Source organism: Methylocapsa palsarum, assembly GCF_900114285.1.
In the GTDB taxonomy this organism is placed as follows: Bacteria; Pseudomonadota; Alphaproteobacteria; order Rhizobiales; family Beijerinckiaceae; genus Methylocapsa; species Methylocapsa palsarum.
On the sequence record NZ_FOSN01000002.1, the window covers coordinates 277,664 to 292,308 of the forward strand.

Below are 14,645 nucleotides of genomic sequence, written 5' to 3' on the forward strand. Positions count from 1 at the left end.
TTATTCTCCTTCGTCACGCCTTTGGACGTCATCCGCTCCCGCGGAGATTTTAACCAAACCGTCTAGGATAGCCAGTGCGTCGCAGCCCGGATGAATAAAAACGCCGATCCCGGCTTCACGCAAAATGTCGTCCCTTTCTCCCGAGGCTGCCGAGAGACAGATTTTCGCTGCGCCTGCTTGGCGAAGGGCTTTCGCCGCCGCAATCACGGCTGCAAGCGGGACGGGGTCGGCGGCGCAAATACACGCCTCTTTGCAGCCTGAATGGCGGAACGCCTCCGATAACGCTTCCGCAGTCTCAAGGCCGTCGCTTTCGGCCGTCTCGATCCCGGCCGTCGCGAAGAGGCTTTTGACGAAGCGAGCGCTTGCGAGCGATGCAGCCTGCTTGCCGAGAAGAGCGAGAAAAATCTTCGGCCTCGCGCCGTTGCGGGCGCATTGCGCATCCGAAGCCGCGCGCAATCTTTCGTAGGGTTCGGCGTCACGGCGGGCGGGGAGCGGCGCGCAGCTGAGGCGGTTTGGCGGAGCGCCGTCCGGCGCGGGACGAGCCGGTTCGATCGTGATCGGCGCTGGCTGAAGCACCTCGAGCGGCGCCTCGCAAAGATCGGGAAATGCGCTGACTCCGGTGATCGGCTGGACGCGCCGGGCGATCTTGTCCCGCCGAAGGGCGGCGACGCTGGCGATCTGCTTTTGCGGCGTTCCTGCCTCCAGAGCGCGGATGAGGCCGCCAGCCTTTTCAATGTCTTGAAACAAGCTCCAGGCGCGCTCGCAGAGCTGCCCGGTCAGGGCCTCGAAAGCGCCGGAACCAGCCGCGGGATCGGCGACCTCCCCGAGATGGGATTCGGCGAGAAGGACCAGTTGCGTGTTGCGCGCGATGCGGCGGGCGGACGCATCCGGCAGACCGAGCGCGAGAGTGAAGGGCAGCACAGTGATGACGTCAGCGCCGCCGAGGCCCGCCGCGAAAGCCCCCGCGGCGGCGCGGAAAATGTTCACGAACGGATCGTAGCGCGTCATGCAGCGAAACGATGTTTCCGCATGGAGCCGGACCGGCTTCTGTTTCAGCCCGCAGGCGGACTCGACCTGCGCCCAAAGCCGCCGCAGGGCGCGAAATTTCGTCAGGGTCAAAAACAGGTCCGCATCCGCCGCAAGGAGAAACGCAATCTCGTCGCGCGCGTCCTCGAGCGGTAGACCCGCGGCCTCCAGCAGGCGCAGATATTCAACGGCCGCGGCGAGCGCATAGGCGAGTTCCTGGGCCTCCCCCGCGCCAGCTTCATGATAGGGCCGGCCGTCCGCGAGCAGAAAGCGCCCGGCGAAACCGCCGTCGCGGAGCGCGCGCGCGACATGCGCGGCCTCGCGTCCGATTTCGTCCGGCGATTGAGGCGTCGCGCCGGAGCGGGCGAAATTACCGATCGGATCATGGCCGAAATCGACGTCGAGCGCGGCGGCGCTCAGACGCCTCTTTCGGGCCTCGGCCGCGAGCGCGCCCGCGATCTCAAGGCTTCTCGACGCCGCGTCGATCCGGAGCGAGATCAAATCGAGTTCAAACCCCGACAACGCCATTGCGAGATCAGCTTCGTCTCCGATCTCAACGCCGAACCCGCGTCCGGCGGGGGCGTACGCGATCGTCAGGGTCAGCGCCCCGACGCCGTTTTGAAGGTCGGCGACCGCCGATTCATTGGCGGCGGAAGGATCCGGCTGGTCCATCCGTTGCGCGATGGCCCAGCCGCCGGGCTTTTGCCGAAAGGCCCGCGCATCCGCGCCCGTCGCCCGCGCGTAGAGAGGTTGGAGAAGCAAACCTTCGGGGGTCGCCGAGACGAGCCGCTCAAACGGCTCGCCTTTCAGCGCGGCGGCGACGAGCGCGCGCCATTGCTCCAGGGTGGCCGAAGGAAAGTCGTTGATAAAGTTATCCGTTATAAACCTATCCGTTATCGAGAGGCTGTCGTCGCTCATGCGCGCTCTCCCGGCGTCACGGCGTTAGAGCGCTTTCCGATCGCATGAAGTCATGCGATCAATCAGAAATCGCTCCAGAGTCAAAAGCTTGAGCATAGTCTCCTCGATTGGATTGATTCAATCCGATCGGAATATGCTCAAGGCAGGCTTCCGCCCGGCTTAGTCGGGAATGCCGACGTGCAGCGTCTTGTTGCGCTCCATGATTTCCTGGCGCATCTCCTTGCGCATCTTGCCGGCCTCGAACAATCGACGTTCGACCTCGGTTTCGATCACGAGCGGCGGCACCACGAAGGCGCTGCCGTCCTCCCGCCGCGCGACCATGGTGAAGTAGCAGGAATTGGTATGGCGCGGCTCCTCGGACGCCGTCAGATTTTCGGCGATCACCTTGATCCCGATCTCCATGGAGGTGCGCCCGACGAAATTGACGTTGGCCTTGAAGGTGACGAGTTCGCCGACCCGGATCGGCTCCTTGAAAATCACCTGGTCCAGCGAGGCGGTCACCACATAGCTCTTGCAGTAGCGGGCGGCGCAGGCGTAGGCGACCTGATCGAGCAGCTTCAGGATGACGCCTCCATGCACATGGCCGGAGAAGTTCGCCATGTCGGGCGTCATGAGGAAGGTCATGAACAGCGACTTTTCCTGTTGGCTCATGGAATTCATCACCCGATTTCGCGTTCGTCGCCCGATTTGGCGCTCCGGCGACAAATGAAGGCGCAGGCGAAGCCAATGGCACAGAGACGTTTTTGGGGCAAGTTTTGGAGCAGGTTTGGGGGCAAGTTTTGGGGTAAGTCGTCGCGGCGGGCGTCAATCGGCGAGATCGAGGAAACAGCGGCCCTGCCTGTCCTCCGTTTCCACAATCCAGAGGTCGGGGTCGAAGGAAATCTCCCGGGAGAGTTTGAGTTCGGCTTCGCCCGTATCGATGAAGGCTTCGCGGTGCATCCGCGCGAAAACGCGGTCGACGCCCTCCTTGAGTTCGCTTTGGGGAGCTGGCCCAAACAGGGCGGCCGAACCGTCGAGCCGGTCGAGTTTGACGAAGATCGCGCCCGCCTCGGGGGATCCCCGGCGGCGCAAAACGGCGCATGCGCCCTCGAGCGCGCAGCGCCGCAGATAGGCAGACACCCAGAAATCGGCCCGCAGCCGCATGAAATCTCCGATTCCGATCCAGAATGAGCGTGCCGAACGATCCGGGAGCTTGCGCTCCGGCGTCCAAGAACGATAGTCCGCTCCGCCCGCAAAACTATTCCCCCCGCAAGACTATAATGATCCCGCCGCATTCCTTTGTATTGTATTGATGGAATCGGATTATAGCCTGTCCCGGCATTGCCGCCTTCGTCGCCGGGCGAGGGGGCGATCGGATCTTTCAAGGAGATATGCATGGCCGCGATCGACACGGTTCTCGCGAAAATCGACGCTAATCTCGACTCAGCGCTCGGGAGGCTTTTCGACTTCGTCAAAATCCCGTCGATCTCGACCGACCCGGCCTATGCGGAGGATTGCGCCAGGGCGGCGCAATGGCTCGCCGCCGAGCTGCAAGGTCTTGGCTTCGAGGCGTCCGTCAGGGAGACGACAGGGCGTCCGATGGTCGTCGCTCAGGGAAAGGGGCCGCGCCCCGACGTGCCGCATGTTCTTTTTTACGGACATTACGACGTGCAGCCGCCGGATCCCCTGGATCTCTGGGAGACGCCGCCGTTCGAGCCCCGAGTCGCCGACGCGTCCACAGGCAAGCAAATCGTCGGACGCGGGACCGCCGACGACAAGGGCCAGCTGATGACCTTCGTCGAGGCGTGCCGTGCCTTCAAGGAGACGGGCGGCCTGCCGTGCAACGTCACCTTTTTCATCGAAGGCGAGGAAGAGACCGGCTCGCCTTCGCTTCCGGGCTTTCTCGCCGCCAACAAGGCTGAACTTGAGGCCGACATGGCGCTGGTCTGCGACACCGGCATGTGGGACCGGTCGACCCCCGCGATCACGACCATGCTGCGCGGGCTCGTTTTGGAGGAGGTCGTGATTCATGGCGCCGATCGGGATCTGCATTCCGGGATGTTCGGCGGCCCGGCGATCAACCCCATCCATGTTCTCGCCCGCATCATCGCCGATCTGCATGACGAAAACGGCGCGATCGCCTTGCCCGGCTTTTACGACGGCGTCGCGGAACTGCCCGAAGCGGTGGCCGAGCAATGGCAGGGTTTGCGCGCGCATGAAGCGGAGTTCCTGAAAGGCGTCGGCCTCTCCGTTCCGGCCGGCGAGAAAGACCGCGGCGTGCTGGAGATGATCTGGTCGCGCCCGACCTGCGACGTTAACGGAATCATTGGCGGCTACACCGGCAAGGGATCGAAAACCGTGCTGCCCGCGCAGGCCAGCGCCAAATTCTCGTTCCGGCTGGTCGGCCAGCAGGATCCCGTCAAGGTCGCGGAGAGTTTCCGCGCTTTCGTGCAGAAGCGTCTGCCGGCCGACTGCCGCGCGGAATTCATCTCGCACGGCGCCTCCGCCGCGCTTCAACTTCCGTTCAGTTCGGAGGCTCTGACCCGCGCCAGCCGGGCGCTTCAGGCCGAGTGGGGCAAGGAGCCGGTTCTCGCCGGATGCGGCGGCTCGATTCCCGTCATCGGATCGTTCAAGCATGACCTTGGGATGGACAGCCTGATGATCGGGTTCGGTCTTGACGATGACCGGATGCATTCGCCCAACGAGAAATACGATCTTGCCTCGTTCCACAAGGGCGCGCGCAGCTGGGCGCGGGTGCTCAACGCGCTGGCGCTGTGACGTCAGGCGTTTGCGGTGGCTTTCCGGCGGAGCTCGACCCCCGAAACGCGAAGGCCGACCAGAAGGACGGCGGCGTAGACCGCCGCTCCGGAAACGCCGAGGGCCAAAAGTTCGGTCTCGTTGACGAAGCGCCCGACCCATAAAGCGAGCAGTTCGACCGGCCCGATCGAAAGGAGTGAGAAAATCGCCAGGGCGCAGGACGCTGTCACGACGCAGGTCGCAGCCTTCCACAAGACAAGGTCGATCTTCATTGCTCTGCGGCGAATTGCGAAGAACACAAGCAGCAGCAGGTTAACCCAAGCTCCCGCCGCCGTCGCGGCGGCGAGCCCCGGCGCGCCGAGCGGCGTGAACAGCACGAGCTTCAGAGCGATGTTGACCGCGACCGCCGCCAGGGCGATCATCATCGGCGTTTTTGTGTCGCCTTGCGCCTGAAAGCTCGCGATGGCGGAACGCAAGAGCACGATCGCGACAAGGCCGAAGCCATACGCGGTCAGAACGTTGGCGGAGGCGTCCGCCGCCTCGAGCGTGAAGGCGCCGCGCAGAAAGACGCCCCTCATGATGAACTCCGGGATCATGATGAAGGCGACAAAAAAAGGCGCGGAGAGAGCAAGAGAGAGCGCCATGGTGCGGTTTTGCGCGTGCAGGGCCGCGTCGCGTTTGCCGGCCGCGAGAAGCCGGCTCATTTCCGGCAAGAGGACGGTCCCCGCCGCAATGCCGATGACGCCGACGGGCAATTGATAGATGCGATCGGCGTAATAGATAGAGGACGGTCCGCCCGTGGGCAGCAGCGAACCGACGATCGTGTCGGTGAACAGCGCGATCTGCACGCCGGCCGATCCGATCACCGCCGGGCCGAGCGTTTTGAGAAAATGTCTGACGTTGGCGGTCATCTCGGGGATCGCGAAACGCTCCAGAATGCCGGCGCGCCAGGCGGCGAACGACGTCAACGCGAGCTGCAGCACGCCGGAGAAGGTGAGGCCCCAGCTGGCCGCCGCACCGGCGTTGGAGAAGGAGAACGCGAGACCGAGGAAGAGCATCATGGAGAGGTTCATCAGCACCGGCGCGAAGGCGGCGGCGGCGAAGAGCCGGTGGGCGTTCAAGGCGCCCGATTGCAGCGTCACCAGCGAAACCAGCAAAAGGTAGGGAAACGTGATGCGGGTCAATGTGACGGTCAGGTCGAATTTTTCGGGATTGTCGCGAAACCCCGGCGCGAGAAGATCGATGAAAGCCGGCGTAAAGGCGAGCGCGAGCGCCAGCAGGATGATTTGGGTGAGCAGCAGCCCGATGAAAATCTGGCCGGAGAATATCCGCGCGGCCGGGAGGCCTTCGGTCTCGAGAACACGCGAATAGGTCGGCACGAAAGCCGCGTTCCAGGCGCCCTCGCCGAAGATCGCGCGGAAATGGTTCGGCAGCCGCTGCGCCACGACGAACGCGTCGGCGAGGAGCCCCGCGCCCAGAACGGCGCCAAGCATGACGTCGCGAAGAAACCCGGCGCCGCGCGAGATCAACGTGAAGCCGCCGACCGAAAGGAGGCTCTTGTACATCGAGCGGTCAGGTCCAGTCGTGCTGAGTGCTGGTGATCTGATCGTCGGGCGCGACCGGAGCGACCCCGATTCGCTCCTCGACCAGGTAGAGCGGGCGGCGCTTCACCTCGGCGAAGATGCGGCCGATATATTCTCCGACGATCCCGAGCGAAAGCAACTGGATGCCGGCGAAGAAGGTGACGGACACGATCAGGGAGGCGTAACCCGGGACGTCGACGCCCAGCAACAAGGTCCGCACGAGATAGAAGGTCGCCAGCGCCAGCGCGAAGATGGAGGTCCCAAGACCGATAAAGCTCCAGACCTTGAGGGGAAGGGTCGAAAAGGACATCAGTCCGTCGAGCGCGAAATTGGTCAGTCTGAGATAATTATACTTTGTCGCGCCATGCGCGCGCGGCTCGACCTCGAATGGAACGCCGATCGATTTGAAGCCGATCCAGGCGTAAAGGCCTTTGGAGAACCGGGCGTGCTCGCGCATGGTGCGAAGCGCCCTGACCGCAGAGGCGTCGAGAAGACGGAAATCGCCGGCTCCTTCGGGAAGGTCCGTGTCCGAGAGAGATTCAAAAAGCCGGTAGAAGCGTTGCGTCAGCACCTGGCGCAGCCGGCTGTCCGACGTGTGAGAAACCCGTTCTCCATAGACATTCTTGTAGCCCGCCCGCCAAAGCTCCACGAATTTCCTGATCGTCTCCGGAGGATGCTGCAAGTCCGCGTCCATGATGACCGTCGCGGCGCCTTTGACGTGATCGAGGCCGGCGGCGATGGCGATTTCCTTGCCGAAATTCCGGCTGAGCGACAGCGCGCGCACGCGGGGGTCGCGTTGGTTCGCGGCGCGCAATTCCTGGAGCGTCGCATCGGTCGAGCCGTCGTCCACGAAGACGACCTCGAACGAACTCACGCAGCCCTCGAGGGCGGCCGCGAGTCTGTTCAGCAAAGGCGCTATGTTTTCGGCTTCATTATGGACCGGCGCAACGACGGAAAGTTCAGGCTCCGCCGCTTCGGGCTCGTTCTTGGTCATCGAATGCCGCTCGTTCATCTAAGGCGCTGGGGCTGGGGGCGAAATCGAGCTGGAGGCGGCGCTTCGAATCGGACGGACAAGGAGTTTGTCCTTCCGTTTTTTCCTGTTTTCTTTTAGGAAGGCAAGGTGAACAGAAAGGCAAGGCGAAGCGTCTTCTCCTAGGCTCGGTCATCGCAGGATGCAAGAGTCGGGATGAACGGCGGCTGACCGATGTGGCGGCGCTCCCGACTGCCTGGCGCCGAGCCTGCGCCCGTCGCGCGGAATTCGATGATTGAGCGGCGTCTCCGCGAGCCACGGGCGGACGCGCCGGCCGGCCACACCGGGAAGAGGCGTTACGAAATTGGAGGAACCGCCAATGGGCGCGGCCGGGGCTTCATTCTCATTTGGTCTTTGCGCCGACGATTTCGCGCTGTCGCGAGGCGTCAGCCAGGGAATTCTGGAAGCCTTGGACGCTGGCCGGCTGAGCGCGACAAGCGTGATGACGACCCGCCCGTCCTGGCGCGACGACGCCGCGCGTCTTCGCGCGTTCAGGGGCAGGGCGGACATAGGTCTTCATCTCAATCTGACCCTCGGGGCGCCTTTGGGCGTCATGCCCCGGTTCGCGCCGTCCGGACGGCTGCCTGAAATCCGCCAGCTGCTGCAAGCGGCCGGCGCGAACGCTTTGCCCGAAGCGGAGATCCGGCGCGAAATCGAACGCCAGTTCGATGCGTTCGTTGACGCTTTTGGCGCGCCGCCGGATTTCGTCGACGGACATCAGCACGTCCAGGTTTTCCCCGGCATCCGCCATTGGCTTTTCGATTGCCTCGAAGCAAAACAGCTTTGCGGGAAGATCTGGCTGCGCAACAGCGGAGACCGCGTCTCGAATATCCTCAAGCGCGGAATCGAGGTCAAAAAGGCGCTCGGGATCACCTGGCTCGCCCGGGGCTTCGCCAAAGCCGCGCAGGCGAGGGGTTTTGTCACCAATTCCGGGTTCGCCGGATTTTCCTGTTTCGATCCCTGCCGCGACTATGGTCTCGACTTCGCCTGTTATTTGCGCGCGCCGGGCCCTCGCCACCTGATCATGTGCCATCCGGGATATTGCGACGAAGAGCTTGTGCTGACCGATCCGGTCACGCTGACGCGCGAGCGCGAACTCAGTTTTCTCCTGTCTCCGGCGTTTATCCGGACGCTTCAGCAGCGGGGCGGCGAATTGGAGCGGATTTCAATGTCCTTCCAGAAGCCGGGAGAAAGTAACGCGGCCCATAGCGACTCGCGCCTCTCGCGCGAGCCCAAATGATGTTCCGCGCCAGCCCGGTCGAAGGACTAGCCTGGGTCACGGGAGCGAGTTCGGGAATTGGCCGCGCCGTCGCAATCGAACTGGCGCGGCGGGGCTATACGGTCGCGGCGACGGCGCGAAGGGCCGCCCTCCTCGACGAACTGGCCGCGAGCGAGCCGCTCATCCACGCCTTTCCGGGCGATCTGACCGAACCGGACGAGACCGCGTCCCTCGTCGGGGCCATCGAGGCGGCGCATGGGCCGATCGCGCTCGCGTTCCTCAACGCCGCCGTCTATTTTCCGGCCGAACGCAAAACCTTCAACGCCGCGCTCGCCTGGCGCACCTTCGAGATCAATGTCGGCGGCGTGATCAATAGTCTTGGTCCGGTTCTGGCCGCGATGACGAGTCGCGGGAAGGGACAGATCGCGATCACTTCATCGCTGGCGGGCTATGGCGGCATTCCCGGTTCGCTCGCCTACGGCTCAACCAAGGCGGCGCTCATCTATATGGCCGAGGCGCTCAAGCTGACTTATGAGGATGCTGGCCTGCGCGTCCAGATCGTCAATCCCGGCTTCGTGCGCACGCCGATGACAGACCACAACACCTCGTTCAGTATGCCATTCATCATCGATGCGGAGGCCGCGGCAAGGATCATCTGCGACGGTTTCGAGCGGGGCGGCTTCGAGATCGCGTTTCCGCGCCGTCTCGCCTATATGTTCAAAGCCGCGCGGCTGTTGCCGTATCCGCTGTTTTTCCGGCTGATGGACCGCGCGACGCGGCGGGCGAGAACGTGAGGCTTATCCTCCCGCATCAAGAATCAGTTTCGTCGCGCGAGGTTTCTTCGTGGCGCCAAGCTTGGACTTCATTATCCCAATCCTTCACAAGACCATCATCTTGAGACGCATCCGTCGATGTGTGGCCCTCGCCTCATGATAAAATTTCCTGTCGCCCTCGCAGGTCTTCGCGAAATTCCCTCCGGTGTCTGGGCGCTCGGTTTTGTCTCGCTGCTGATGGATGTTTCGTCGGAGATGGTTCACGCGCTCCTGCCGGTCTATCTCGTCACTGTTCTCGGCGCGTCGATGGCGACTGTGGGCGTCATCGAGGGCGTCGCGGAAGCGACCGCCTCGATCGTCAAGGTGTTCTCCGGTGCGATTTCGGATTGGCTCGGCAAAAGGAAGCTTCTGGCGGTCCTTGGATATGGTCTCTCCGCGTTCACCAAGCCGATCTTCCCGCTGGCGCCTTCCGTGAGCTGGCTCGCCGCCGCGCGTTTCATCGACCGGATCGGCAAAGGTGTCCGGGGCGCCCCCCGCGACGCTCTCGTGGCGGACATTGCTCCCGCGCATCTGCGCGGGGCGAGTTTTGGACTTCGCCAGTCGCTCGACACGATCGGAGCATTCCTTGGCCCCGCTCTGGCTATTGGTCTGATGTGGTTGACCGCCGACAATTTTCGGGCGGTGTTCTGGGTGGCGGTCATACCAGCCTTTCTCGCGGTCAGCCTTTTGCTCGTCGCGGTGCGAGAGCCGAAACGGTTTGCGGGATTGCGCAAGGTGCGCTTTCCGCTCGGCGTCGCAGAACTGCGGCGGCTCAATTCAAGCTATTGGCTGGTCCTGACGATCGGCGCGTTGTTCACGCTCGCGCGCTTTAGCGAGGCGTTTCTGATTTTGCGGGCGCAGTCGGTTGGTCTGCCGCTCGCCCTCGCGCCTTTGGTGCTGGTGGTCATGAACATCGTCTATGCGCTCGCAGCGTATCCGGCGGGAGTGTGGTCCGATCGGCTCAACCGGATGACGATGCTCGCGATCGGTCTGGCGCTGCTGATCGCCGCCGACCTGGCACTGGCGTTCTTCCGCGGCCTCGCCGGGGTGACGATAGGGATTGTCCTTTGGGGCCTGCATATGGGTTGTACACAAGGACTATTGGCGACACTCGTGGCCGACACGGCGCCGCCTGAACTGCGGGGAACCGCCTATGGCGTGTTCAATTTGCTGGGCGGCCTGTCGTTGCTGGTTGCGAGCGTTGTCGCCGGCGCGCTCTGGGATGATTTCGGCCCCTATGCTCCTTTTCTGGCAGGCGCCGGCCTTACGGCGTTAGCGCTTATAGGGTTGACGATCGTTCGCGAGAGAGCGCCAAGCCTTGGCGTTTCTCACAGATCGTGAAATCTCTGCGTCCCATTGCGCCGCCGCCGGTAGAAAAAGACAAGGACCCGCGAATGACCCGCTTCGGCATGCTCATTGCTCCGGACGTGCGGCGGCTCGACCGGCTGTCGCCGTATCCGCTGGTTTTTCCGGCTGATGGACCGCGCGCCGCGGCGGGCGCGGCGCTGAACGTCGCCATTTTGGAGGCGTTTGCGCTCTGGCGCATCGCGATTGACCTCCTGGGCATGAACGCCGCGATCGGCGCAAGCGAGCGCGGACAGGCGAGCCGGCCCGGCCAACGGAAAGGAGACCGGACGCGAGAGCGCGCCGGACAAGGTGCTTGAACTCCTCGTCGCCGCCTGTCTGATCGCGCTTAACGGCGTGCTCTCCCTTTCCGAGCTCGCTATCGTCTCGGCCCGCAAGTCTCGTCTTAAGACGATGATCGACTCCGGCAGGGCCGGCGCGACGACGGCCCTCCGCCTGTCCGAGACTCCCGGCCGGTTTCTCTCGACGGTGCAGATCGGCATCACCCTCGTCGGCGTTCTCGCCGGCGCGTTTTCCGGCGCGGCGCTCGGCGCCAATGTGACGGCCTGGCTGCGTCAGCAAGGCCTTTCGGAATGGATGGCCGATCCGCTCGGCTATGGACTGGTGCTCGGATTGATCACTTATTTCTCCGTGGTTGTCGGCGAACTTGCCCCCAAACATCTTGCGCTGCGCGACCCGGAGGCCATCGCATGCGTCATCGCGCCGCCGATGGAGGCGGTCTCGCGGTTCGCCTCGCCCCTCGTGTGGCTGCTCGACGCATCGACGAGGATCGTTTTGTGGTTGTTTGGCCAGCCCGAGGAGCCGGACAACGCGGTGACCGAACAGGAAATCAAGTCTCTCGTCGCCGAAGCCGCAACCGCCGGCGTCATCGAAGGCGAGGAACACCGCATGATATCCGGCGTCCTGCGTCTCGGCGACCGCGCCGTGCGGGCGGTGATGACGCCCCGAAGAGAGGTCGAATGGCTCGACGTCACCAAGCCTGTGGCGGCTCTGCGCGAAGCCTTGCGCGCGACGGAACATTCCCGCCTGCCGGTGAGCGAGGGCGAGCGCGACGAAATGATCGGCGTCGTCGAGGTGCGCGAACTGCTGAACGCGGCGCTGGCCGGTGATCCGCTGGACGTCAGGGCGCATGTTCGGCAGGCGCCGGTGGTGCCCGACACATTGGACGCGCTCGGCGTCCTGAACGTCCTGCGCGAGACGGCGGTGCCGATGGCGCTCGTTCATGACGAATACGGACATTTCGAGGGCCTCGTGACGCCTGCCGACATCCTTGACGCCATCGCCGGAGCGTTCCGCTCGGACGAAGATCTCGATGGACCCGAGGCGGTGCGACGGGAGGATGGCTCGTGGCTCATCTCCGGCTCGATGCCCGTCGATGAAATGGCGGAGACGCTTTTTCTCGACCTGCCGCACAAGCGCGACTACCAGACCGCGGCAGGCTTCGTCATCGGCTATTTGCATCACATGCCGGCGACCGGCGAATATTTTGACGCCTATGGGTGGCGTTTCGAAGTCGTTGACCTCGACGGTCTGCGCGTCGATAAAATTCTGGCGCGCCGTCTGACGAATGGGAACGGTTGAGACAAACGCAAGTCGCAGCGGACCATCGCGGCCTCTCGACGAACAGGAATCAGAAGGAACGTCAATGGCGGTCTCCATCGGCATCCTCATCTTTCCGGACGTGCAGCAGCTCGACGTGACCGGACCGTTCGAGGTCTTTGCGAGCTGGCCGGAGGCGAAGGTTCTGCTGATCTGGAAAACGCTCGATCCCGTCGCGTCTACGACCGGGTTGCGGCTTCAGCCGACTTCGACGTTTGAAACCTGCGGACAGATCGACGTCCTCTGCGTCCCGGGCGGGCGCGGGATGAACCCGCTGCTTGTCGATGAGCAGGTCCTTGATTTCTTGCGCCGGCAGGCCGTCGGCGCGCGCTATGTGACGTCGGTCTGCACCGGCGCGCTTGTTCTTGGAGCAGCGGGCCTTCTCAAGGGCAAGCGGGCCACGACGCATTGGGCGTTTCATGATCTGCTCGCGGCGTTCGGCGCCGTTCCGGAAGAAGGGAGAATCGTGCGCGATGGCGCCCTCATGACCGGCGGCGGCGTGACCGCGGGGATCGATTTCGCCCTGGCGCTCGTCGCCGAACTGGCGGGCAGGGCGGGCGCCGAGGAAATCCAGCTTGCTCTCGAATACGCGCCCGCGCCGCCCTTCCAGGCGGGATCGCCGCGCACGGCGCCCGAGCCGGTCCTGGCCGCCGTGCTCGAGCGGATGGCGCCGTTACGGGCGGAGCGTCGAAAGCTGGTCGAGATCGCCGTGAAGCGGCTGGCGAGCGGATGATCAGCCCTTGATCGCCTCGAACGCCGCCAGCGCGTCGGCGCGCGCCTTTGCGTGATCCACAATCGGCGCCGGGTATGTCTTCCCAAGCGTCACCCCCGCCTTGCGCAACACGTCGGTCGGCGCGAGCCAGGGTTTGTGAATCCATCGATCCGGCATCGCCGCGAGTTCGGGAACATGGCGGCGGACATAGACGCCCGAAGAGTCGAACTTCTCGCCCTGAAGCACCGGGTTGAAGACCCGGAAATAGGGCGCGGCGTCGGCGCCGCTTCCCGCCACCCATTGCCAGTTCATCGGATTGTTCGCCGGGTCGGCGTCGCAGAGCGTGTCCCAGAACCATTTCTCGCCGATCCGCCAGTCGACGAGCAGATGCTTGACGAGGAACGACGCCGCGACCATCCGGACGCGGTTGTGCATGTAGCCGGTGGTCCAGAGTTCGCGCATCCCGGCGTCGACGACGGGGTAGCCGGTGCGGCCCAGGCGCCAGGCGCGAAGCGCGGTTTTCGAGGGGCTGCGCCAGGGCATGGCGTCGAACCGCGGGTTGATGTTCGTCTCCGCCGCGCCGGGATGGCGGAACAGCAGGTGGTAGTCAAACTCCCGCCAGCCGATCTCGGCCAGAAATTTTTCGGCGCCTCTCGCTGAGCCGGGCGTTTCCTGCTCCGCCCAGCGGACACCGGCGAGGATCTGACGCGGCGAGATTTCGCCAAAGCGCAGATGGGGCGACAGATGCGAGGTCGCGGCGGCGCCAAGGTCGTCGCGGGCGGCGGCGTAGTTTTCAAGGCCATTCGCCAGAAAGGCGGTCAATCGCGCCTGCGCGCCGCGCTCGCCGGGCGTCCAGGTTTCCCTCAAGCCCGAGGCCCAATCTGGCCGCGTCGGCAAAAGCGCCAGATCGGCGAGGTCGATCCGGTCCGGCCCGCCGGACGGGCAGGGGGCGCAGGAGATGTCCTTTGGCGAGGGGAGGGGCGCGGCGGGCTCGGGCATCGCCCGCGCGGCGCGCCAATAAGGCGAATAGACCTCGAAACCGCCGCCGGATTTCTTTTCAAGCTCCCACGGCTCGTGCAAGAGCTGGCCCTTGAAGCTCGCGGCGCGCGCGCCCGCCGCGGTCAGGGCCGCCTTGATGTTCGCATCCGCCGCGATTTCGGCGCCGCCGTAGCGGCGCGTCCAGAAGACGGCGCCGGCGCGGGATTTCTGAGCCAGAGCGGGCAGGATCGTTTCCGCCGCTCCGCGAAACAGATCGAGCCGTCCGCCGCGCGCCGCGATGTCCTGTCCCAGCGCCGCAAGAGAATGATGCAGCCACCAGCGCGAAGCGCCGCCAGGCTTGCGCATTCCCGCGGTCTCTTCGTCGAACACATAGACGCAAAGAAGAGGCGCCCCCGAAGCGTGCGCCTCGCGCAGCGCCGGATTGTCGGCAAGCCGCAGATCGTCGCGAAACCAGAGGATGGCGGGTTCTGCAATGGCGCGTGCGGGCGTTTTGGTCATTCCGGACTCGGAAATTCGACGCGATAGGGTTGAATAGTCCTCGATTACGTAACCATTCCTGACCCGGATTTCAGCTGCGGCCATGACGGCCGCGCGATAAGCCGCACAAAATCGCCGGTCGCGAGCGGCGCTGGCCGCCGTATATGGC

Annotated in this window: 13 protein-coding genes; 7 read left to right on the forward strand and 6 right to left on the reverse strand. The window is 64.3% G+C overall.

Annotated elements, in window-relative coordinates:
• From BM177_RS04180 to BM177_RS04190, 3 genes are all read right to left on the reverse strand, one after another.
• A complete protein-coding gene (locus BM177_RS04180) occupies positions 1–1,944 on the reverse strand; it encodes a methylmalonyl-CoA mutase subunit beta (RefSeq protein WP_091678433.1) in 1,944 nt (647 codons plus the stop codon).
• Between the two features lie 159 nt (positions 1,945–2,103).
• On the reverse strand, positions 2,104–2,595 hold the full coding sequence (locus tag BM177_RS04185; protein ID WP_091678436.1) for an acyl-CoA thioesterase: 492 nt from the start codon (positions 2,593–2,595) through the stop codon (positions 2,104–2,106).
• Between the two features lie 153 nt (positions 2,596–2,748).
• The gene (locus tag BM177_RS04190) at positions 2,749–3,087 is read right to left on the reverse strand and encodes a DUF1491 family protein (protein WP_091678439.1); all 339 of its coding nucleotides are present in this window, start codon (positions 3,085–3,087) and stop codon (positions 2,749–2,751) included.
• A gap of 231 nt (positions 3,088–3,318) precedes the next feature.
• On the opposite strand from BM177_RS04190, the gene BM177_RS04195 reads away from it, so the two are divergent.
• Positions 3,319–4,701 carry a M20/M25/M40 family metallo-hydrolase gene (locus BM177_RS04195; RefSeq protein WP_091678854.1) on the forward strand — a complete coding sequence of 461 codons (1,383 nt, stop codon included), beginning with the start codon at positions 3,319–3,321 and terminating at the stop codon, positions 4,699–4,701.
• Positions 4,702–4,703: 2 nt separating this feature from the next.
• Here BM177_RS04195 and murJ read toward each other — a convergent pair whose 3' ends face one another.
• Positions 4,704–6,245: a murein biosynthesis integral membrane protein MurJ gene (murJ, locus tag BM177_RS04200; protein WP_091678442.1), complete on the reverse strand. Its 1,542-nt coding sequence runs from the start codon at positions 6,243–6,245 to the stop codon at positions 4,704–4,706.
• 7 nt (positions 6,246–6,252) lie between these two features.
• Positions 6,253–7,257 (reverse strand): glycosyltransferase family 2 protein, encoded by a 1,005-nt coding sequence (locus tag BM177_RS04205; protein ID WP_091678858.1) that lies wholly within the window; start codon positions 7,255–7,257, stop codon positions 6,253–6,255.
• A 355-nt stretch (positions 7,258–7,612) separates the two neighbouring features.
• Here BM177_RS04205 and BM177_RS04210 point away from each other — a divergent pair, with 355 nt between their 5' ends.
• The 6 genes from BM177_RS04210 to BM177_RS04235 all read left to right on the forward strand — a co-directional run bounded on the left by BM177_RS04210 (position 7,613) and on the right by BM177_RS04235 (position 13,021).
• A complete protein-coding gene (locus BM177_RS04210; RefSeq protein WP_091678446.1) occupies positions 7,613–8,533 on the forward strand; it encodes a ChbG/HpnK family deacetylase in 921 nt (306 codons plus the stop codon).
• Entirely contained in the window at positions 8,530–9,306 is a 777-nt protein-coding gene (locus BM177_RS04215) for an SDR family NAD(P)-dependent oxidoreductase (protein WP_091678451.1), read from the forward strand. Before BM177_RS04210 ends, BM177_RS04215 begins: the two co-directional genes overlap by 4 nt.
• Positions 9,307–9,441: 135 nt before the next feature.
• Positions 9,442–10,665, forward strand: coding sequence for an MFS transporter (locus BM177_RS04220; protein ID WP_091678455.1), 1,224 nt, complete (start codon positions 9,442–9,444; stop codon positions 10,663–10,665).
• A gap of 53 nt (positions 10,666–10,718) precedes the next feature.
• Complete coding sequence (locus BM177_RS04225) at positions 10,719–10,988, forward strand: hypothetical protein (RefSeq protein WP_139223510.1); 270 nt, start codon at positions 10,719–10,721, stop codon at positions 10,986–10,988.
• A complete protein-coding gene (locus BM177_RS04230) occupies positions 10,981–12,270 on the forward strand; it encodes a hemolysin family protein (RefSeq protein ID WP_091678462.1) in 1,290 nt (429 codons plus the stop codon). The genes BM177_RS04225 and BM177_RS04230 overlap by 8 nt, the downstream gene beginning before the upstream one ends.
• 64 nt (positions 12,271–12,334) lie before the next feature.
• On the forward strand, positions 12,335–13,021 hold the full coding sequence (locus BM177_RS04235; protein ID WP_091678861.1) for a DJ-1/PfpI family protein: 687 nt from the start codon (positions 12,335–12,337) through the stop codon (positions 13,019–13,021).
• Here the strand turns inward: BM177_RS04235 and BM177_RS04240 are convergent, their stop codons facing one another.
• Complete coding sequence (locus BM177_RS04240; RefSeq protein ID WP_091678465.1) at positions 13,022–14,497, reverse strand: cryptochrome/photolyase family protein; 1,476 nt, start codon at positions 14,495–14,497, stop codon at positions 13,022–13,024. It abuts the gene before it with no gap.
• Between the last annotated feature and the right edge of the window lie 148 nt (positions 14,498–14,645).

Coding starts and splice junctions, on each gene's coding strand:
- BM177_RS04180 (WP_091678433.1), bottom strand. CDS start 1,944: ATGAGCGACGACAGCCTCTCGATAACGGATAGGTTTATAACGGATAAC.
- BM177_RS04185 (WP_091678436.1), bottom strand. CDS start 2,595: ATGAGCCAACAGGAAAAGTCGCTGTTCATGACCTTCCTCATGACGCCC.
- BM177_RS04190 (WP_091678439.1), bottom strand. CDS start 3,087: ATGCGGCTGCGGGCCGATTTCTGGGTGTCTGCCTATCTGCGGCGCTGC.
- BM177_RS04195 (WP_091678854.1), top strand. CDS start 3,319: ATGGCCGCGATCGACACGGTTCTCGCGAAAATCGACGCTAATCTCGAC.
- murJ (WP_091678442.1), bottom strand. CDS start 6,245: ATGTACAAGAGCCTCCTTTCGGTCGGCGGCTTCACGTTGATCTCGCGC.
- BM177_RS04205 (WP_091678858.1), bottom strand. CDS start 7,257: ATGACCAAGAACGAGCCCGAAGCGGCGGAGCCTGAACTTTCCGTCGTT.
- BM177_RS04210 (WP_091678446.1), top strand. CDS start 7,613: ATGGGCGCGGCCGGGGCTTCATTCTCATTTGGTCTTTGCGCCGACGAT.
- BM177_RS04215 (WP_091678451.1), top strand. CDS start 8,530: ATGATGTTCCGCGCCAGCCCGGTCGAAGGACTAGCCTGGGTCACGGGA.
- BM177_RS04220 (WP_091678455.1), top strand. CDS start 9,442: ATGATAAAATTTCCTGTCGCCCTCGCAGGTCTTCGCGAAATTCCCTCC.
- BM177_RS04225 (WP_139223510.1), top strand. CDS start 10,719: ATGACCCGCTTCGGCATGCTCATTGCTCCGGACGTGCGGCGGCTCGAC.
- BM177_RS04235 (WP_091678861.1), top strand. CDS start 12,335: ATGGCGGTCTCCATCGGCATCCTCATCTTTCCGGACGTGCAGCAGCTC.
- BM177_RS04240 (WP_091678465.1), bottom strand. CDS start 14,497: ATGACCAAAACGCCCGCACGCGCCATTGCAGAACCCGCCATCCTCTGG.